General features: G+C 68.3%; 17 protein-coding genes and 1 tRNA gene. 6 read left to right on the top strand and 12 right to left on the bottom strand.

Features of this window, described 5'->3' with window-relative positions; genetic code table 11:
* Nucleotides 1-4: 4 nt before the first annotated feature.
* The 4 genes from WHX56_RS14515 to WHX56_RS14500 all read right to left on the bottom strand — a co-directional run bounded on the left by WHX56_RS14515 (nt 5) and on the right by WHX56_RS14500 (nt 4934).
* Nucleotides 5-1108, bottom strand: coding sequence for a polyamine ABC transporter substrate-binding protein (locus WHX56_RS14515; protein WP_129245764.1), 1104 nt, complete (start codon nt 1106-1108; stop codon nt 5-7).
* 145 nt (nt 1109-1253) lie between these two features.
* Nucleotides 1254-1922, bottom strand: coding sequence for a 3-deoxy-D-manno-octulosonic acid kinase (locus WHX56_RS14510; RefSeq protein ID WP_422393661.1), 669 nt, complete (start codon nt 1920-1922; stop codon nt 1254-1256).
* A gap of 58 nt (nt 1923-1980) precedes the next feature.
* Nucleotides 1981-2403: a group II truncated hemoglobin gene (locus tag WHX56_RS14505; protein WP_165360327.1), complete on the bottom strand. Its 423-nt coding sequence runs from the start codon at nt 2401-2403 to the stop codon at nt 1981-1983.
* Nucleotides 2403-4934: an ABC transporter permease gene (locus WHX56_RS14500; protein ID WP_338881626.1), complete on the bottom strand. Its 2532-nt coding sequence runs from the start codon at nt 4932-4934 to the stop codon at nt 2403-2405. The genes WHX56_RS14505 and WHX56_RS14500 overlap by 1 nt, the downstream gene beginning before the upstream one ends.
* Before the next feature lie 104 nt (nt 4935-5038).
* Between WHX56_RS14500 and WHX56_RS14495 the strand changes: the two genes are divergently transcribed.
* The 3 genes from WHX56_RS14495 (at nt 5039) to WHX56_RS14485 (ending at nt 7932) form a co-directional block, all read left to right on the top strand.
* The gene (locus WHX56_RS14495) at nt 5039-6013 is read left to right on the top strand and encodes a TRAP transporter substrate-binding protein (protein ID WP_338881625.1); all 975 of its coding nucleotides are present in this window, start codon (nt 5039-5041) and stop codon (nt 6011-6013) included.
* A 104-nt stretch (nt 6014-6117) separates the two neighbouring features.
* Complete coding sequence (locus WHX56_RS14490) at nt 6118-6618, top strand: TRAP transporter small permease (RefSeq protein WP_129245772.1); 501 nt, start codon at nt 6118-6120, stop codon at nt 6616-6618.
* A 36-nt stretch (nt 6619-6654) separates the two neighbouring features.
* Entirely contained in the window at nt 6655-7932 is a 1278-nt protein-coding gene (locus WHX56_RS14485; protein WP_338881623.1) for a TRAP transporter large permease, read from the top strand.
* Between the two features lie 310 nt (nt 7933-8242).
* On the opposite strand, the gene WHX56_RS14480 is transcribed toward WHX56_RS14485, so the two are convergent.
* Together WHX56_RS14480 and WHX56_RS14475 are read right to left on the bottom strand one after the other, a co-directional pair.
* Nucleotides 8243-8533 (bottom strand): DUF3579 domain-containing protein, encoded by a 291-nt coding sequence (locus WHX56_RS14480; protein WP_129246681.1) that lies wholly within the window; start codon nt 8531-8533, stop codon nt 8243-8245.
* Nucleotides 8534-9159: 626 nt separating this feature from the next.
* Nucleotides 9160-9236: transfer RNA gene (locus WHX56_RS14475), tRNA-Phe, on the bottom strand.
* Between WHX56_RS14475 and WHX56_RS14470 the strand changes: the two genes are divergently transcribed.
* Nucleotides 9228-9914 (top strand): aminotransferase class III-fold pyridoxal phosphate-dependent enzyme, encoded by a 687-nt coding sequence (locus WHX56_RS14470; RefSeq protein ID WP_165360349.1) that lies wholly within the window; start codon nt 9228-9230, stop codon nt 9912-9914. The two genes, WHX56_RS14475 and WHX56_RS14470, sit on opposite strands and share 9 nt — an antisense overlap.
* A 56-nt stretch (nt 9915-9970) precedes the next feature.
* Complete coding sequence (gene argF, locus WHX56_RS14465) at nt 9971-10909, top strand: ornithine carbamoyltransferase (protein WP_129246677.1); 939 nt, start codon at nt 9971-9973, stop codon at nt 10907-10909.
* Nucleotides 10910-11090: 181 nt separating this feature from the next.
* Here argF and WHX56_RS14460 read toward each other — a convergent pair whose 3' ends face one another.
* The 4 genes from WHX56_RS14460 to WHX56_RS14445 are packed head-to-tail and all read right to left on the bottom strand — an operon-like array spanning nt 11091 to nt 14064.
* Complete coding sequence (locus WHX56_RS14460; protein WP_129246675.1) at nt 11091-11654, bottom strand: DUF4286 family protein; 564 nt, start codon at nt 11652-11654, stop codon at nt 11091-11093.
* Nucleotides 11655-11666: 12 nt separating this feature from the next.
* Complete coding sequence (locus WHX56_RS14455; protein WP_129246673.1) at nt 11667-12197, bottom strand: carboxymuconolactone decarboxylase family protein; 531 nt, start codon at nt 12195-12197, stop codon at nt 11667-11669.
* A gap of 2 nt (nt 12198-12199) precedes the next feature.
* Nucleotides 12200-13153 (bottom strand): Bug family tripartite tricarboxylate transporter substrate binding protein, encoded by a 954-nt coding sequence (locus WHX56_RS14450; protein ID WP_129246671.1) that lies wholly within the window; start codon nt 13151-13153, stop codon nt 12200-12202.
* Between the two features lie 44 nt (nt 13154-13197).
* Complete coding sequence (locus WHX56_RS14445; RefSeq protein ID WP_338881620.1) at nt 13198-14064, bottom strand: amidohydrolase family protein; 867 nt, start codon at nt 14062-14064, stop codon at nt 13198-13200.
* Between the two features lie 97 nt (nt 14065-14161).
* Between WHX56_RS14445 and WHX56_RS14440 the strand changes: the two genes are divergently transcribed.
* On the top strand, nt 14162-15070 hold the full coding sequence (locus WHX56_RS14440; RefSeq protein WP_338881618.1) for a LysR family transcriptional regulator: 909 nt from the start codon (nt 14162-14164) through the stop codon (nt 15068-15070).
* A gap of 60 nt (nt 15071-15130) precedes the next feature.
* On the opposite strand, the gene WHX56_RS14435 is transcribed toward WHX56_RS14440, so the two are convergent.
* A complete protein-coding gene (locus WHX56_RS14435; RefSeq protein ID WP_338881616.1) occupies nt 15131-16531 on the bottom strand; it encodes a heavy metal sensor histidine kinase in 1401 nt (466 codons plus the stop codon).
* A 22-nt stretch (nt 16532-16553) separates the two neighbouring features.
* Nucleotides 16554-17240: a heavy metal response regulator transcription factor gene (locus tag WHX56_RS14430; RefSeq protein ID WP_129246663.1), complete on the bottom strand. Its 687-nt coding sequence runs from the start codon at nt 17238-17240 to the stop codon at nt 16554-16556.
* Nucleotides 17241-17255: the final 15 nt, after the last annotated feature.

Raw genomic sequence — 17255 nt, 5'->3', positions numbered from 1 at the left:
ATGACTATCTTCCCGACTTCAGCTCGGACCACATCCGGTTTTGCAGGCGCTGGATGTTCAAGGGCAGCGCCTTGATCACGTACAGGGTCTTGGAGACCTCGGCCGGCGGGTAGATCATGGGATTCTCGGCCACGTCCTTCACCACGTACTGCCGCGCCTCTTTGTTGGCGTTGGGATAGAACATGGTGTTGGTGATGGCGGCGTGCACCTTCGGCGTTTCGATGTAGTTGATGAACGCCAGCGCCTCTTCGGGATGCGGGGCGTCCTTCGGGATGACCATCAGGTCGAACCACGCGGGCGCGCCGCCCTTCGGGATGAAGTAGTTCACTTCGTAGGACTTCTTGGCGTCCTGGGCGCGCTTGCGGGCGATCATCACGTCGCCCGAGAAGCCGTAGACCATGCACAGGTCGCCCACGGCCAGCTCGTCGATATAGCCCGACGAACTGAACTGGCGGATGTACGGGCGGATCTTCATCAGCACCTCCAGCGCGGCTTTGTAGTCGTCCGCGTTGGTGCTGTTGGGGTCCTTGCCCAGGTACTTCAGCACGGCCGGGAACACCTGGGCGGCTTCGTCCAGCATGGAGATGCCGCACTCTTTCAGCTTGGCCGCGTTCTCGGGCTTGAAGATCATGTCCCAGTTGGCGAGGTCCACGCCGTCGCCCATGATCTGCTTGACCTTGGTGACGTTGTAGCCCAGGCCGTTGGTGCCGTAGCCCCAGGGAATGGCGTATTCATTGCCGGGATCGACGGAGGCGACCAGCGCCATCACTTCGGGGTCCAGGTACTTCCAGTTCGGGATCTTGGACTTGTCCAGCTTCTGGAACAGGCCGGCCTCGATCTGGCGCGAGGCGTAATGCGTGGACGGGACAACGACGTCATAGCCCGATTTGCCGGCCAGCAGCTTGGCCTGCAGGGTGTCGTTGCTGTCGTAGACGTCGTAGCGGACCTTGATGCCGGTTTCCTTTTCGAAACCGGGGATCGTGTCCGGGGCCGTGTACTCGGCCCAGTTGTAGACGTTGACGACCTTGTTCTGCGCGACCGCCGCCGATGCCGCCGCCGCGGCCAACATCGCCCCAAGCGCCCAGCGCATACCCGCCCGTAGTTTCATTACCAGCCCCCCTTGCGTTATGCCGTATGTGACAGGAGTTCCAAAAGGCGAAATGATAAAGCTTTTTGGCGGCGACCAGCCCAACTTCGGGGGGCTGGCGCGAATACGGCCCGGGCGGGCGCGCGGGCCGGCCGCGAGGGAGCCGTCAGGGCTGGATTCCGACGCCCCAGGCCGTCCAGTAACTGTCGCGCAGGCGCAGCCAGAAGCGCTCGCCGTCCTCTCCGGCCACCTTGCGCAGCGAACGGCGCAGGCGGTCCAGGTTGCCCTGGCGCTGCCGTTCGGACAAGGCGCCTTGCGTGCCGCGGTCGAAATCGATCAGCCAGACCTGGCCGTCGTTGCCGACCAGGATGTTGAACGCGTTGAGGTCGGCGTGCCATACCCCCGCCCGGTGCATGCGGACGATGGCCTCGGCAGCCGCCCGCCAGATCGGCTCGGCCAGCGCTTGGGCCAGGGGCCGGACGCCGGGAATGCGCTCGACCACGATGGCCGCGCGGTAGATCGGCCCCTGCCGCCAATAGGCGGCGGCCAGCGGCGCGGGCACCGCCAGGCCCTGGGCGCGCATGGCGGCCAGCAGGCGGTATTCGCGGAAGCTGCGGGTGCGGTCCTCGCCGCTCCAGACGTAGGCGTCGCGGCTGACGCGGGCGATCATCCCGCCGCGGCGGTAGCGCCGCAGCACGCCCTGCCAGCCCTGCCCCTGGACGAACCAGGCCGCCTGGCGCCCGCCGGCGTCCACCGGCCGGGCCCGGTCGCCGTAGTGGCCGGGGTTGAACAGTTCCGGCCCCGCCTCGGGCAGCCGCGAGGCGTCGCTGAGCATGGCCCCGGCCAGCGGGCCGGGCCAGGCCTGGCGCCGCGCGCCCGAGCGGCGGTCGTCCTCAGCCTTCACGGTTGCGCATCCAGTCGGCGACGCCGTAGAAGGACTGCAGCAGCCGGTCCACCAGGGCGGGCTCGACGCCCTGGTCTTCCATGGCGCGCCCGATGCAGGTCACCCATTGGTCGCGCTCGGCCTCGCCGATCGAGAACGGCAGATGCCTTGCGCGCAGCCGCGGATGGCCGAAGCGCTCGATATAGTGGTCCGGGCCGCCGAAGTAGCCGCACAGGAACCAGAACAGCTTGTCGCGCGCCTCGTCGAGGCTGGGGCCATGGGCGGCGCGCAGTTCTTTCAGGTCGGGCTCCATGTCCATCAGGTCATAGAAGCGGTCGACGAGGGCGCGCACGCCGGCCTCGCCGCCGAGGAGATCGAAAATGCTGTGGGAGTTTTCCACGGGTTCGGTAATGGAGTGGACGCGGGACGTCATCAGGTTTCTCGGAGGGTGACCAAAGGCGGCGTGCGCAATACGCCGCGCAAGGCGAGCGCGCCGCCCGCCCAGGCGCCCAGCATGCCCGCGACTATGCCTGCCACCCATGGCCAGAGGCTGAGAGTAATCGTGAAATCGAACACCTGGGTTGACAAAACCCAAGCGATGGCCGTTGCCCCCGCGGCGGCCAGCAGGCCGGCCAGGCCGCCCACGGCCCAGAGCTCGATGCGCTGGGACCGGGCCAACTGGCTGCGGGTCGCGCCCAGCGCGCGCAACACCGCGGCTTCCCGCATGCGCTCGTCGCGCGTGGCCGTCAGCGCGGCCGACAGCACCAGCACGCCCGCCGCCAGCGTGAACAGGAACAGTAGCTGGACCGCGCGGCCCACTTCGTTCAGCACGGACTGCAACTGCTGCAGGATGGCGCCCACGTCGAACACCGTCAGGTTGGGAAACTCTCGCACCAGCGCGGGCAGCACCGCCGCCTTTTCCGGCGGCAGGTAGAACGAGGTGATCCAGCTTTGGGGCATGTCGGCCAGCGAGGCGGGGGTCAGGATGGCGAAAAAATTCACCCGCATCGTATCCCAGTCCACCCGGCGCGTGCCGGACACGGACGCCACGACCTGCTGGCCAGCCACGTCGAAGGTCATGCTGTCGCCGAGCTTGATGCCCAGGGTCTTGGCCAGGCCGGACTCCAGCGACACCTCCGACGAGCCGGGCGCCAGCCAGCGGCCCTGTTCGATCCGGTTGGACGAGGGCAGCGCATCCCCGTAGGACAGGTTGAACTCGCGGTCCACCAGCCGCTTGGCGCGGGGTTCTTCGTAATCGTCCGGGCCCACGGGCTTGCCGTTGACGGCGATGAGCCGGCCGCGCACCATCGGCGACAGCGAGATACGGCCCAGCCCCTCGCGGGTAAGCGCGTCGGTCACGGCCTGGCGCTGGTCCGGCTGCACATTGATCAGGAAACGGTTGGGCGCGTCGGGCGGCAGGGTCCGCTGCCAGCCCTGGATCAGGTCGGTCCGCGTCATCGTCAGCAACAGCAGCGCCATCAGGCCCACCGCCAGCGCGCACACCTGGGTGATGGTCGCGGCGCGCCGGCGCACCACGCCCGCCAGCGCGAAACGCAGCGCGGGCAGGCCGGCGGCCAGCCCGCGCACGCGCGCCAGGCCCAGAATGCACAGCCAAGCCACCAGCGCGAACACCGCGAATGCGCCCAGGAAACCGCCCGCCACGACCGCGCCCAGCTTGGCGTCGCCGGCGAACCACCAGATCAGCAGCGCGAATCCCGTTGCGCCCAGGGCGTAGCCGAAGGCGCTGCGCGCGCTCAGCGCGTCCGCGTCGCGCCGCAGCACCCGGGCGGGCGGCACGTGGCGCAACTGGGCCAGCGCGGGCAGGGCGAAACCCAGCAACAGCAGCAGGCCGGTCAAGAGCCCTTGCAGGGCCGGAATGGCCGAGGGCGCGGGCAAGGCGGTGTCGATCAGCGACCCCAGCAGCATGACCAGCACCTGGTGCACCGCGTAGCCCAGCAGGCAGCCCGCGGCCGACGAAAACAGGCCCACCAGGGTGAATTCCAGCGTCAGCATGCGCGACACCTGCGACTGCACCGCCCCCAGGCAGCGCATGACGGCCACGCCGTCGCGATGGCGCGCCATGTAGCGGCCGGCCGCCAGCGCCACCGCCACCGCCGATATCAGCACGGCCAGCAGCGCGACCAGCGACAGAAACCGCTGTGCGCGGTCCAGGGTGCGGCGCACCTCCGGCCGGCCGGATTCCAGCGTGGCCACCTTCTGTCCCCGCTTCAGGTTCCGATTGAGCCAGGCCGAATAGCCGGCCACGGCGTCGGGCTGGCCGGCGACCAGCAGGGCATAGCCGATGCGGCTGCCCGGCGCGATCAGGCCGGTGGCGGGCAGGTCGCTGGCCCGCAGCAGCACCCGCGGCGCCACGTTGACGAACTGCATGCCGCGGTCGGGTTCGTAGGTGATCACCCGGTCGATGCGCAGGTGGGCGTCGCCCACGTTCAGGCTGTCGCCCACCTTCAGGTTCAGCAGCGACAACAGTTGCCCGTCCACCCACACCGCGCCCTCGGGCGGGATGTCGCGCGTGGCGGCCTCGGGCGCGAACGGCGCGTCCGTCACCCGCAGGGCGCCGCGCAGCGGATAGCCCGGCTCGACGGCCTTCAGCGCGGCCAGTTGCGCGCCGTCGCCCGCGCCCACCATGGACGGGAACTGCCAGGTGCTGGACACGGCCAGGCCGCGCCCGCGGGCCTCGTCCATGAAGGCCGCCGGCACGGGCTCGTCGGCATCCAGGACCAGATCGGCGCCCAGCATCTGCCCCGCGTCGCGCTCCAGCGCCCGGCCGACCCGGTCGGCCAGGAAGCCCACGCTGGTCACCGCGGCCACCGCCACGACCAGCGCCAGCACCAGCAGGCGCAGCTCTCCGGCGCGGGCGTCGCGCATCATCATCCTGGCGCCCAGGCGCAGGGTGGACCAGAAACCGGGGCGCCTGGCCCGTGACATATCAGGGAAATCCATCATTCCACAATGTTAACCAACGCCCGATATCGGGGCCGAATCCCGATATCATCCCGGGGCGGGGCGCAGTGCCGCCCATGAATAAAGAACCACACCTGGAGAAGACAATGCGTAAATCCTGGCTTGCCGCCACGATTCTGGCCGCCTGCGCGGCCGCAACCTCCCTGCCCTCGGCGGCGCAGACTACCCTGAAGATGGCCTACGCCCTGTCCACGTCGTCGCACTACGGCGCCGGCGCGGACGCCATGGCCAAGTCCGTCGAAGCCTCCACCGGCGGCAAGTACAAGGTACAGCAATTCGCCAACAGCGCGCTCGGCGGCGAACGCGAGGTGATCGAAGGCCTGCAGATCGGCACCATCGACCTGGCCATCGTTTCGACAGGGGCTACCCTGAATTTTGTTCCCGAAACCGGGGTTTTCGATATCCCCTTCCTGCTGCGCGACCTGGACCACGCCCGCAAGGTGCTGGACAGCAAGATCGGCCAGGACATGCTGGCCAAGTTCCCCAGCCGCGGCATCGTCGCCCTGGCCTGGGGCGAACAGGGCTTCCGCCACCTGACCAACAACGTGCGTCCGGTGGCGACCCCGGCCGACGCCAAGGGCCTGAAGATCCGCACCACCGAAAACCCGATCCACATCACGGCCTTCCGCCAGATCGGCATCCTGCCCACGCCCATGGCGTGGCCGGAAGTGGCCACCGCCCTGCAGCAGGGCACCATCGACGGCCAGGAAAACCCGCTGTCGGTGATCACCTCGGCCAAGCTGTCGCAGATGCAGAAGTACCTGTCGCTGACCGGCCACGTCTATGGCCCGGCCCTGGTGCTGATGTCGGCCAACGTCTATGAAGGCCTGTCCGCCGCGGACAAGGCCAACTTCGACAAGGCAGGCAAGGAATCCGCCCAGGCCATGCGCGCCTACGTGGACAACATCGAGAAAACGGGCGTCGAGCAGTTGAAGAAGGAAGGCATGCAGGTGTCCGAGGTGGACCGCGCCGCCTTCGCCGCCGCCGTCGAACCCGCCTACCCCGAGTACTACAAGAAGTTCGACAAGAAACTGATCGACTCGATCCGCGACACCAAGTAAACAGGGCGCGCCCCTACCCGGGGCGCCTCTGCCCTGGCGGCGGGATCGAGATCCCGCCGTTTTTCGTCCCCCATCCTTCGCGTACACCGCCAACGGGATACATCATGCGTTTGCTCTGCGCCTTTGACCGCGGGCTGTTCAAGCTGGTCTCCATTCTTGCCCAACTCTTGCTGGTGGCCGCCGCGGCCGCCGCCTTCTACCAGGTCATCGCCCGCTTCGTGCTGCACTCGCCCGCCGACTGGAGCGAGGTGCTGACCCGCGCCCTCCTGATCTGGACCGTGCTGCTGGGCGTGGCGCTGGCCTTCCGCCACGGCGCCATGATCAGCGTGGAACTGCTGCGCAACCTGCTGGGCGGCGCGCGCCGCCGCGCGCTCGAAGCGGTCATCGGCCTGACCTGCGCCGGCTTCCTGGGCTTCCTGGCCTGGATCGGCGGCAACATGACCTACCGCGTGCGCTTCCAGAACGTGCCCAGCCTGGACATTTCGATTTCCTGGATCTACCTGGCCATCCCCGTGGGCGCCACGCTGGCCGCCATCGCCGTGCTGGCCCGCTGGTGCGCCGGCGAGGAAGAAGACGTGCCCGTGCGCAACGACGCGCAAGGCTGAGCCGCCCCCTATCGAACATAAGCAGCAGATATCGCCATGTCCCAATTAATGATTGTCTCGATGCTGATTTTCTTCGGGCTGTCCGTGCCGGTCGCCGTGTCGATCGGCCTGGCCAGCCTGGCGGGAGTCGGCGCCTCCGGCCTGCCCTGGCTGGTGGTCGCCCAGCAGTTGTTCGCCGCGCTGGACAAGTACCCGCTGGTCGCGATTCCCTTCTTCATCCTGGCCGGCAATCTGATGGAGGCCGGCGGCATCTCCGAACGCATGGTGGAGTTCGCCAAGAGCGTGGTGGGCGGCATCCAGGGCGGCCTGGCCTGCACCTGCGTGCTGACCTGCATGATCTTCGCCGCCGTGGCCGGATCCAGCGTGGCGACCACCTTCGCCGTCGGCGCCATCCTGATCCCGGCCATGATCCGGCACGGCTACCCCGCGCCCTTCGCCGCCTCGCTGCAGGCCAGCGCGGCCGAGCTGGGCGTGATCATCCCGCCGTCCATCCCGATGATTCTGTTCGCCGTGTCCACCGACACCTCGACCGGCGAACTGTTCATCGCCGGCGTCATGCCCGGCATCCTGATCGGCGTGGCGCTGATGTTCTACGTGTGGTTCTACGCCAAGCGCAACAACCTCGGCAAGCGCGACGGCGAAGGCCGCCTGCCGCTGTGGCCGGCCTTCAAGAGCGCCTGGCTGGCGCTGCTGATGCCGGTCATCATCCTGGGCGGCATCTATGGCGGCGTCTTCACCCCGACGGAAGCCTCGGTGGTGGCGGTCATGTACGCCGTGGTGGTGGGCAAGTTCATCTACCGCCGCCTGAGCTTCAAGCAATTGTCCGACACGCTGCACAAATCGGTGGTGTCCACCGCCGTGATCATGTTCGTGATCGCCAACGCGGGCATCTTCAGCTTCCTGCTCAACCGCGCGGGCATCCCGGACGCGCTGGGCGTCTGGCTGGCGCAGATCTTCGACACCAAGTTCACCTTCCTCATGGGCGTGAACGCGGCGCTGTTCGTGATCGGCATGTTCATCGAGACCTCGGCGTCCATCGTGGTGCTGGCCCCCTTGCTGCTGCCGGTGGCGCTGAAGTTCGGCGTGGAGCCGGTGCACTTCGGGATCATCATGGTGGTGAACCTGGCGCTGGGCATGATCACGCCGCCGTTCGGCGTGAACCTGTTCGCGGCTTGCGCGGTGGCGAAGCTGCCATTGGAGCGCTTGATCAAGCCCTTGGTCCCGTTCGTGGGGGTGGTGATCGTGTGCCTGATGGTGATTACGTACTGGCCGGGGCTGTCGCTGGGCTTGCGCGACCTGGTCTACGCGAAGTGATGGGGACCAAGATACAAGGGTGTCAGACACCCGGGAAGGCCTCTGCAAGCCGTACCGCCATTTCGTAGGGGTGTCAGACACTGGGAACGCGCGCGTTCACCGCGTTCGCCGTGTCTGACACCCTTACGGGCAGAACGTCAAACCTGGACCGCCCTTCCCGGGTGTCTGACACCCCTCCCCGCAGAAACGCGCGCGCGACAAAAGGCGCGTGCTCCATCCACTGGAACACCGCCTGGAAACCTTGGCCGCGCGCAGGCGCGGGCCTGCCAATGAAAAAGCGCCCGTTTGGGCGCTTTTCGATTCTGGGGGCCTAGATTTCGCGTTCTTCCGTCTTGAGGTTGTTGTCGCGGGCGAAATCCACCACGAACTTGTACGCCAGCGGTTCCAGGTCGCGCAAACGCTGATCGACCACGATCCCGCGCACGCCGTCGATCACGACGGGCAGCACATAGGGCGAATAAGTGAGGTGGTTACCGGCACAGCCGGCGGGCCGGAACTGTGCCATTACGCCGGCGAGCCGTTCCGCCCAGTCGCTGGGGCGGAAGCGGCTACCGCTTTCGGTAACGCCATGAATTACGAATTGTCTGACGCGAGTTGCCATGAGTTCTTCACTACAGCGCGCCTTTCACGAAAGCCGGATCTTCGGCGTGATCAAACATGCGCCCTGCGCCGCGAATTGTATATGATTGATCCTTTGCCCTCTTTCAAACGCCGATTCCCCCCGGGGAAGCGCGTGCGCGAGAGGGCCCGGTTGCGAGCCGGCCCCGGCTCGATCCGCCCATCCCCCAGGAGGATCCGCGATGACCTCGCCTCTGGCCAATATCTATGCCCGGCTGCCGGTATCGTTCACGCACGGCCAGGGCGTCTGGCTGTGGGATGCCGGGGGCCGCAAGTACCTGGACGCGCTGGCCGGGATCGGGGTGTCCTGCCTGGGCCACGGCCACCCGAAGCTGGTGGCCGCCATCGGCGAGCAGGCCGCCCGGCTCATCCATACCTCGAACATCTATGAAGTCCCGCAGCAGACCGCGCTGGCCGCCCGCCTGACCGAGCTGTCCGGCATGCAGGAAGTCGCGTTCAACAACAGCGGATCCGAAGCCAACGAGGCCGCGATCAAGCTGGCCCGCTACTACGCCTACCAGCGGGGCAACCAGCACGCCCACATCATCACCATGGACTCGTCCTGGCATGGCCGCACCCTGGCCACGCTGGCGGCCACCGGCAGCGACAAGGCGCGCAAGGGCTTCGAACCCCTGCCCTCGGGCTTCATCCAGGTTCCTTACAACCAACTGGACGCGGTGCGCGCCGCGGGCGACGCCGAACCGCGCACGGTCGCGGTGCTGCTGGAAGTGCTGCAAGGCGAAGGCGGCATCCGTCCCTCCGACATCGCCTATCTGCAGGAACTGCGCCGCCTGTGCACGGAACGCGGCTGGCTGCTGATGATCGACGAGGTCCAGTCCGGCATCGGCCGCACCGGCAAATGGTTCGCCCACCAGTGGGCGGACATCCGGCCCGACGTGATGACCCTGGCCAAGGGCCTGGCGGGCGGCGTGCCGATCGGCGCCATGCTGGCCGCCGGCCCCGCCGCCGGCGTCCTCACGCCCGGCAGCCACGGCACCACCTTCGGCGGCGGTCCGCTGGTGTGCGCGGCCGGGCTGGCGGTGCTGGACGCGCTGGAATCCGAAAAACTGCTGGACAACGCCCATGCCGTGGGCGCCCACCTGAAAGATTCGCTGGCCAGGGAATTGGCCGGCACGCCCGGCGTCGCCGACATCCGCGGCCGCGGCCTGATGCTGGGCATCGAGCTGGCCCGCCCCTGCGGCGTCCTGGCCATGCGCGCCATGGAGGCCGGGCTGCTCATCAACGTCACGCGCGACCGCGTCATCCGCATGCTGCCGCCGCTGATCCTGAACCGCGACGAGGCCGACCGTATCGTCGCCATCCTGGTTCCCCTCATCCAACAATTCCTGGCCGAACAACCATAATCAACGTCCCGTCCGGGCCACGAGCCTGGCCGGGCCCAATGACCTGCGACATCACCATGACTCCTCCCACGACTCAAAACGGCCCGTTGCGGCACTTCCTGCAATTCAAGGACTTTTCGTCCGCCGAGATCGCCTACGTGCTGGACCGCGCGCGGCTGATCAAGGACAAGTTCAAGCGCTACGAACCCCACATGCCGCTGCACGACCGCACGCTGGCGATGGTGTTCGAAAAGGCCAGCACGCGCACCCGCGTGTCGTTCGAGGCCGGCATGTACCAGATGGGAGGTTCGGTCATCAACCTGACCTCCAACGATTCGCAACTGGGCCGCTCCGAGCCCATCGAGGACACCGCGCGCGTGATTTCGCGCATGGTCGACATCGTCATGATCCGCACGTTCGAACAGACCCGCATCGAGCGCTTCGCCTCGCATTCGCGCGTGCCCGTGATCAACGGCCTGACCAACGAATTCCACCCCTGCCAGATCCTGGCGGACATCTTCACCTACATCGAGCACCGCGGCCCCATCGCCGGCAAGACGGTGGCCTGGGTGGGCGACGCCAACAACATGGCCTACACCTGGCTGCAGGCCGCCGAGATGCTGGGGTTCACGCTGCACGTGTCCACGCCGGCCGGCTACGAACTGGAAGCCTCGCGCATCGGCGCGCCGTCCGACAAGGTGCTGCGCCAGTTCAAGGACCCCATGGAAGCCTGCAAGGGCGCCCACCTCGTCACCACCGACGTGTGGACCAGCATGGGCTATGAAGCCGAGAACGAAGAGCGCCGCGCGGCCTTCGCCGACTGGTGCGTGGACGCCGACATGATGGCGGCCGCCGACCCCGAAGCCGTGTTCATGCACTGCCTGCCCGCCCACCGCGGCGAGGAAGTCGCGGGCGAAGTCATCGACGGGCCGCAAAGCGTCGTCTGGGACGAGGCGGAGAACCGCCTGCACGTGCAGAAGGCCCTGATGGAATTCCTGCTGCTGGGACAGGCGTAGGATGGGTGGAGCGCGAGAGTTCTTAAGCTAGAACACCGCCCTCCAGCGCGCGAAACCCATGCGGCCGTGGGCAGATTGTGTGCCCGACATCGGCCGAAAAAAACAGTCTGCCCACGGCCGCATGGGTTTCGCGCGTTGAGCACCTGGGTTCTTACCTAGGAACTGCCGCGCTCCACCCATCCTACAAAACTCTTCGGAACATGGTGCGGCGGGTGTTGCGGAACGACGGCCGCACCCGGCTGCTCCAGTCGGTTGCGCGCACGGCCAGCCAGGCGGGGCTGCCGAAGGTTTCGCGGGTGTGCAGGTCGTAGCAGGCCAGATAGCGCGGCGCTTCGTCGCGGCATTCGTAGCGCAACGCGCGCACCGTGCCCGGCACCGAGGCCAGGCCAGGCAGATGCTCCTGGTCGTACCAGGCGTTCAGGTCCGCCTCGGCCTCGGGCAGCACATCGGTTTCAACGATGTAGTGCCAGGGCGCATCCTGCCCGGCCGACGCGCCCGGCAGGTCCAGCGTCTTGTGCAGCACACGCGCCCGCGCGCCGGGAAAGCTCTCCGCCAGGCGCGCCTGGATCTCGGGCAACGCCTCCGGCGCGCCACGCAGGTACACGTAGGTGTCCTCGTCTTCCACCGCCGCGAACGCGCTGACCGCGACGCCCGCCAGCCCTTCGGTCAAGCGCCGGGCCATATCCGCCGCGCGCGCTTCATCGAATCGTTCGCCCAGCGACACCAGCAATACCGTTTCCTGCACAGTCTTCTCCTTTCAATGGCCGACGCGCAACGCCACCAGGAAGCGCGACACCATGTTGTACGCCCCTACCGTCGCCGTCAATTCCACCAGTTGCGCGTCGTCGTAGCGGGCGCGCAAGGGCGCGAACACCGCGTCCGGCACCTCGATATCGCGCGTCATCGCGTCGGTCAGCGCCAGCACCTCGGCCTCTCCCGGCGCCAACCCTTCTACCGTCTCCGGCGCGGGGTTGCCGCGCAGCGCGTCGATCACCGCCTGCGGCATGCCGCCGGCCAGCGCGTGCGGCACGTGCGCCTCGAACTCATAGGGCGCGTTGTTCAAGGTCGCCACGCGCAGGATGATCAGCTCGCGCAGGCGCGGCGCCAGCGAGGTCTTCTGGCGGATGGCGGTCAGCATGGCTTCCCAGCCTTCCACCACGGCGGGGCTGTTCAACAGCACCTGGTACAGCGGCGAGATCCGGCCGCGCGCGGCGCCGATGCGCGCCTCCAGCGCGGCCAGCCCCGGGCGGGTGCCCGGCACGACGGGCGAGACTCGGCTTGCGCTCATGATTACTCCGGACGGATGTTCTTGCGCTGGATCAGCGCGGTCCACTTCTCGCGATCCGACGCGATCAAGGCGGCCAGTTCCTGCGGCGAACCGGGAGCGGCCTGCGCGCCGAACTTCTCCAGCCTGGCCCGCACGGATTCGTCGCCCAAGGCGGCGCGGACGGCCTGGTTCAGCTTGTCGATGGTGGCCGGCGGCGTCGCGGCGGGAGCCACGATGCCGTACCAGTTGTTGGATTCCACCCCCGCGATGCCCTGCTCGGCCAGCGTCTTGACCTCCGGCAGCAGCGGATGGCGCGTCGGCGCGGCGATCCCCAGGGGCTTCAGCTTGCCGCCCTGGATGTGGCCGATCAGGCCCGGCACGTCGCCGAAGAAGCCCGCCACCTGGTTGCCCATCACGTCGTTGATGACGGGCGCGGCGCCCTTGTACGGCACGTGCAGCACATTGGCCTTGCTGGCGTCGGCGAACATTTCCAGCGTCAGGTGCGGAATGCTGCCGATGCCCGACGAGCCGATCGCCACCGACTGCGTGGCGGCTTGCGACTTCTTGACGAAATCGGCCGCGTCCGCCGCCGGATTGGAGGGGTTCACCACGAACACCGTGGCGTTGTTCACGACCTTGGACACCGGCGCGAAATCGCGCACCGGATCGTACGGCAGGTCCTTGTACAGCGCCGGGCTGATCGCCACCGCGCCGACGCTGGTCAGGAACAGCACCGAACCGTCGCCCGGCGCCTTGGCCACGTAGGCGGCGGCGATGTTGCCGTTGGCGCCGGCCTTGTTCTCGACGATGACCTGCTGCTTGAGCTCCTTGCCCAGTTGCTCGGCCAGCACGCGCCCCACCAGGTCCACCGGACCGCCGGGCGGGAACGCGATGATCAGGCGGACGGGGCCGTCGGCGCGCGCCGCGCCCAGCGCGGCCAGGCTCAGCACGGCGGCCGAGAGAATTTTCTTGAACATGGTGTCTCCTCGTTGAATGGAATGTTCTTTTCGCCGGGGCCGCCCTAGGCGAACCCGTACAGCCGCGCCGGGTTGTCCACCAGCACGCGCTGGCGCAGCCCGGCGTCCGGACACGCTTCAAAGAACGTGTCCACCAATTCGCCGTCGTCGGGCATATCGCCCGCCACGTTCGGGTGCGGCCAGTCGGTGCCCCACAAGGTACGGTCCGGCATCGCCTCGGCCAGCGCGCGGACGAAGGGGATGCCCTCGGCGAACGGGCGCCGGCCGGACGCGATGCGGTCGATGCCCGAGACCTTGACCCAGGCCTGCGGCACGCCGGCCAGGCCCAGCAAGGCGCGCATCGCCGGCGACTCCAGGCCGTCGGCCGCCTTCAGCCGGCCCATGTGGTCCACCACGAACGGCACCGGCAGCGCCCGCAGCCGCGGCAGCAGGCCGGGCAGCATCGCGCCGTCCACATGCAGGCACAGGTGCCAGCCCAGCGGCGCGATCAGGGAAACGACACGGTCGAACACCGCGGGATCGGGCGCGCCGCCCAGATGCGGCACGAAATTGAAGCGCGCGGCGCGCACGCCGCCCGCATGGAGCTGCTCGATGCCAGCCGCAGAGGCCTCCGCGCCCAGCAGCGCCACGCCGCGATAGCGGCCGCCGCCGCGGGCCAGCGCATCCAGCAGGGCGCCGTGGTCCGAGCCATGGCAGTTGGCCTGCACCACCACCGCCCGCGACACGCCCAGGCGCGCGTGCAGCTCCGCCAGCTTCGCATAGGGCGCGTCGGGCGGCGTATACGAACGGCCCTCGGCGTACGCGAATACGTCGCCCGGCCCGAAGACGTGGCAATGGGCATCGCAAGCGCCGGGCGGGAGCGCATGGCGGGGACGGGACACGGACGCAAGCGGGGGACGGCAATCGGGCACAGACGGCTTCCAGCGGTGAAAGCGACATCGTCCCGGATTGCGGGCTGCCTAACAATGCTATATCTTTGATTTCAGATATAGAAAAATCAAATATCCAATGGACCTCAAGCAGATCGAGTACTTCGTCAGGGTCGCCGAACGGCGCAGTTTTTCGCGCGCCGCCGAAATGCTGGACGTGGCGCAACCCACGCTCAGCCGGCAGGTCCGCCTGCTGGAACTGGAACTGGGCCAGCATCTGCTTTACCGCAACGGCCGCGGCGCCGAGCCCACGGAAGCCGGCCTGCGCTTCCTGGAACACGCCCGCGCCCTGCTGACCCTGGCCGAGCGCGCCAAGGAAGACCTGCAGACATTGCGCGAAACCCCGGCCGGCAAGGTGGTGGTGGGATTGCCGCCGCGCATCGCCCGCGTGCTCACCCCGCCGCTGGTGCAGGCGTTCCGCCGCGGCTTCCCCGACGCGTCCATCGCCGTGGCCGAGGGCCTGAGCGCCCAGGTGCGCGAATGGCTGCTGGCCGGCCGGGTGGACCTGGCGCTGCTTTACGATCCGGCCCCATCGCCGCAATTGGCCTATGAATCGCTGTTCCGGGAAGACCTGGTGCTGGCGGCGGCTCCCGGCCACGAACCGCCGCTGCCGGCCCGCGTCGCCGTGGCGCGGCTGGGCGACTATCCGCTGGTGCTGCCCAGCCTGCCCAACGCCATCCGCACCCTGGTGGAAAGCGTCTGCCGCGCCCAGGGCGTGCGCCTGAAGGTGGCGGCCGAAGTGGACGCCGTGCAGACCATCGTGGAACTGGCGGCCCAGGGCGATGCCTATGCCATCCTGCCGCGCTCCGCCGCCCGGGGCCCCGCCGCCGAACACGCGCTGTCGCTCTGCGACATCGTTTCGCCCAAGATCACCAACAACCTGGTGCTGGCGAGCGCCCGCCACCGGCCGGCCACGCGCCTGGCCGCGGCCACCGGCCTGCTGATCCGCCGATTGAAACTGGCCGAGCTGTTCGCGCCGGCCGCTTAGCGGTCTGACGCCCTGGCCTGGCCGGGAGGGTTCATGCGGGCGTACCTGCGGGACCGGACACTAGGGCTGCCCCGCCTGGCGCGGCGGCCGCGCGTCCACGCTGAACGCGACGCGCGTAATCCCGCCTTCGCTGCTGGCCGATACCGTGCCGCCATGCATGGCGGCCACGGCCTTCACGATGGCCAGCCCCAGGCCGTGGCTGTGTTCCGCCCCGTCGCCGCGGCGCGCCGCGTCCACGCGGTAAAAGCGCTGGAACAGGTGCGGCAGGTGTTCCGGCGCGATCGGCGGCCCGGCGTTGCTGACGGCCACCTCCAGCATCTCGCCGCGCCGCTGGATGCCGACCGCGATCTCCGCCCCCGCGGCGGAATACTGGATCGCGTTCTGCAACAGATTGGTGACCGCGCGCCGGAACAAAGCGGTGTCGATCAGCGCGCTGGCCTCGCGGTCGCCGTCGATGCGCACCCGCATGCCGGACTCGTCCAGCAGGAATTCGAAGAATTCGGCCGTCTTGTTCACTTCGTCCGCCAGCACCGCCTGGATCCGCCCCGTGGCGGCCTCCCCCTGATCGGCGCGCGCCAGGAACAGCATGTCGTTGATCATGGCCCGCAGACGGTCCAGTTCCTCCAGGTTGGATTGCAGCACCTCTTGCAGGTCGTCCGAACTGCGGCGGCGGGACAAGGCCACCTGGGTCTGGCCGATCAGGTTCGTCACCGGCGTGCGCAGCTCGTGCGCCACGTCGGCGTTGAAGGCTTCCAGTTGGTTGTAGGCGCCCTCCAGGCGGGCCAGCGCCCCGTTGAACGACGTGGCCAGGTCTTCCAGCTCCACCGGCAGCTCGGCCATGCTCAGGCGCTGCGACAAGGCGCTGGGCCGCAAGGCGCGCGCCTCGGCCGACAGACGGTTCAGCGGCCGCAGCCCCAGACGCGTCACCCAGAACCCCAATAGCGCCACCAGCAGGATGGCCGTCAGCGACAAGCCCGCCATCGCCCAGAGGAAGTAGCGCAACGTATGCGCATAGGGCGCCGAGTCCATGCCGACGATCAGCCGCACCTGGGGCCGGGCCTGGCTGGGATCGACCGTGACGGTAAGGGTGCGCAACGCGTCCTCGCGGTCCGGCAGCATGATCTTGCCCATGCCGTCGGGATGGCGTTCCAGGCTGCTGATGTCGGCCAGCCCCTTGCCGTACTCGTAGGCGGGATCGTCCGACAGCACCCAGAAGCGCAGGCTGCCGTCGACCGGCGTCAGGGTGTCCAGCTTGGTCTTGAACCGGCCCCAGCGCTCGGGGTCGTTGCTGCGGGTCAGGGAATAGCTGACCTCCTGCACAGTGGTGCGCAGCGCGTCCTGCTGGATGCGGTCGAGCTGGCGGTCCAGCACCCCGTACAGCGCCATGCCGGTCAGCGCGAAAGTCACCGCGGCCGCCACCGCGTATAAGACCACCAGCCGGGCCTTCAAAGAGAACTTCAACGGGGTTCTCACCGCGCGCCCCTCATTCCGCGGCCCCGTCGTCGCGAAGCTCCAGCACATAGCCCATGCCGCGGATCGTGTGCAGCAGGCGCCGGCCGAACGGCGCGTCGACCTTGCCCCGCAGCCGCTTGATGGCGACTTCCACCACATTGACGTTGCTGTCGAAATTCATGTCCCAGACCAGTTCGGCGATCGCCGTCTTGGACAGGATCTCGCCCTGGCGCCGGGCCAGCACGGCCAGCAGCGCGAATTCCTTGGCGGTCAGGTCCAGTCGCGTGCCCGCCCGCCAGGCTTTGCGGCTGATCAGGTCGATCTGTAGATCCGCGATGCGCAGTTGCACGGGTTCCTGGGCGCGGCCGCGGCGGGTCAGCGCCTGCAGGCGCGCCAGCAGTTCCAGAAAGGAGAAGGGCTTGACCAGATAATCGTCCGCCCCGTCGTGCAGGCCGCGGATGCGGTCTTCCACGCCGTCGCGGGCGGTCAGCATGATGACGGGCGTCTGCCGCACGGTGCGCAGCGAACGCAGCACGGCAAAGCCGTCCATGCCCGGCAGCATGGCGTCCAGCACGATCACGTCGTAGTCGTGCTCCAGGGCCAGGTGCTGGCCGTCGATGCCGTTGTGCGCGACGTCGACCGCGCACCCCTGCTCTCCCAGGCCCTTGCGCAGGTAATCCGCCGTCTTCAGCTCGTCTTCGACTATCAGGATTTTCATGTGCCGCCCCGCAAG

Origin of the sequence: Achromobacter veterisilvae, assembly GCF_037619525.1 — a bacterium.
Lineage (GTDB): Bacteria > Pseudomonadota > Gammaproteobacteria > Burkholderiales > Burkholderiaceae_B > Achromobacter > Achromobacter veterisilvae.
Note: the sequence above shows the minus strand (reverse complement) of the source record. Positions and strands in the feature narration are given on the sequence as shown.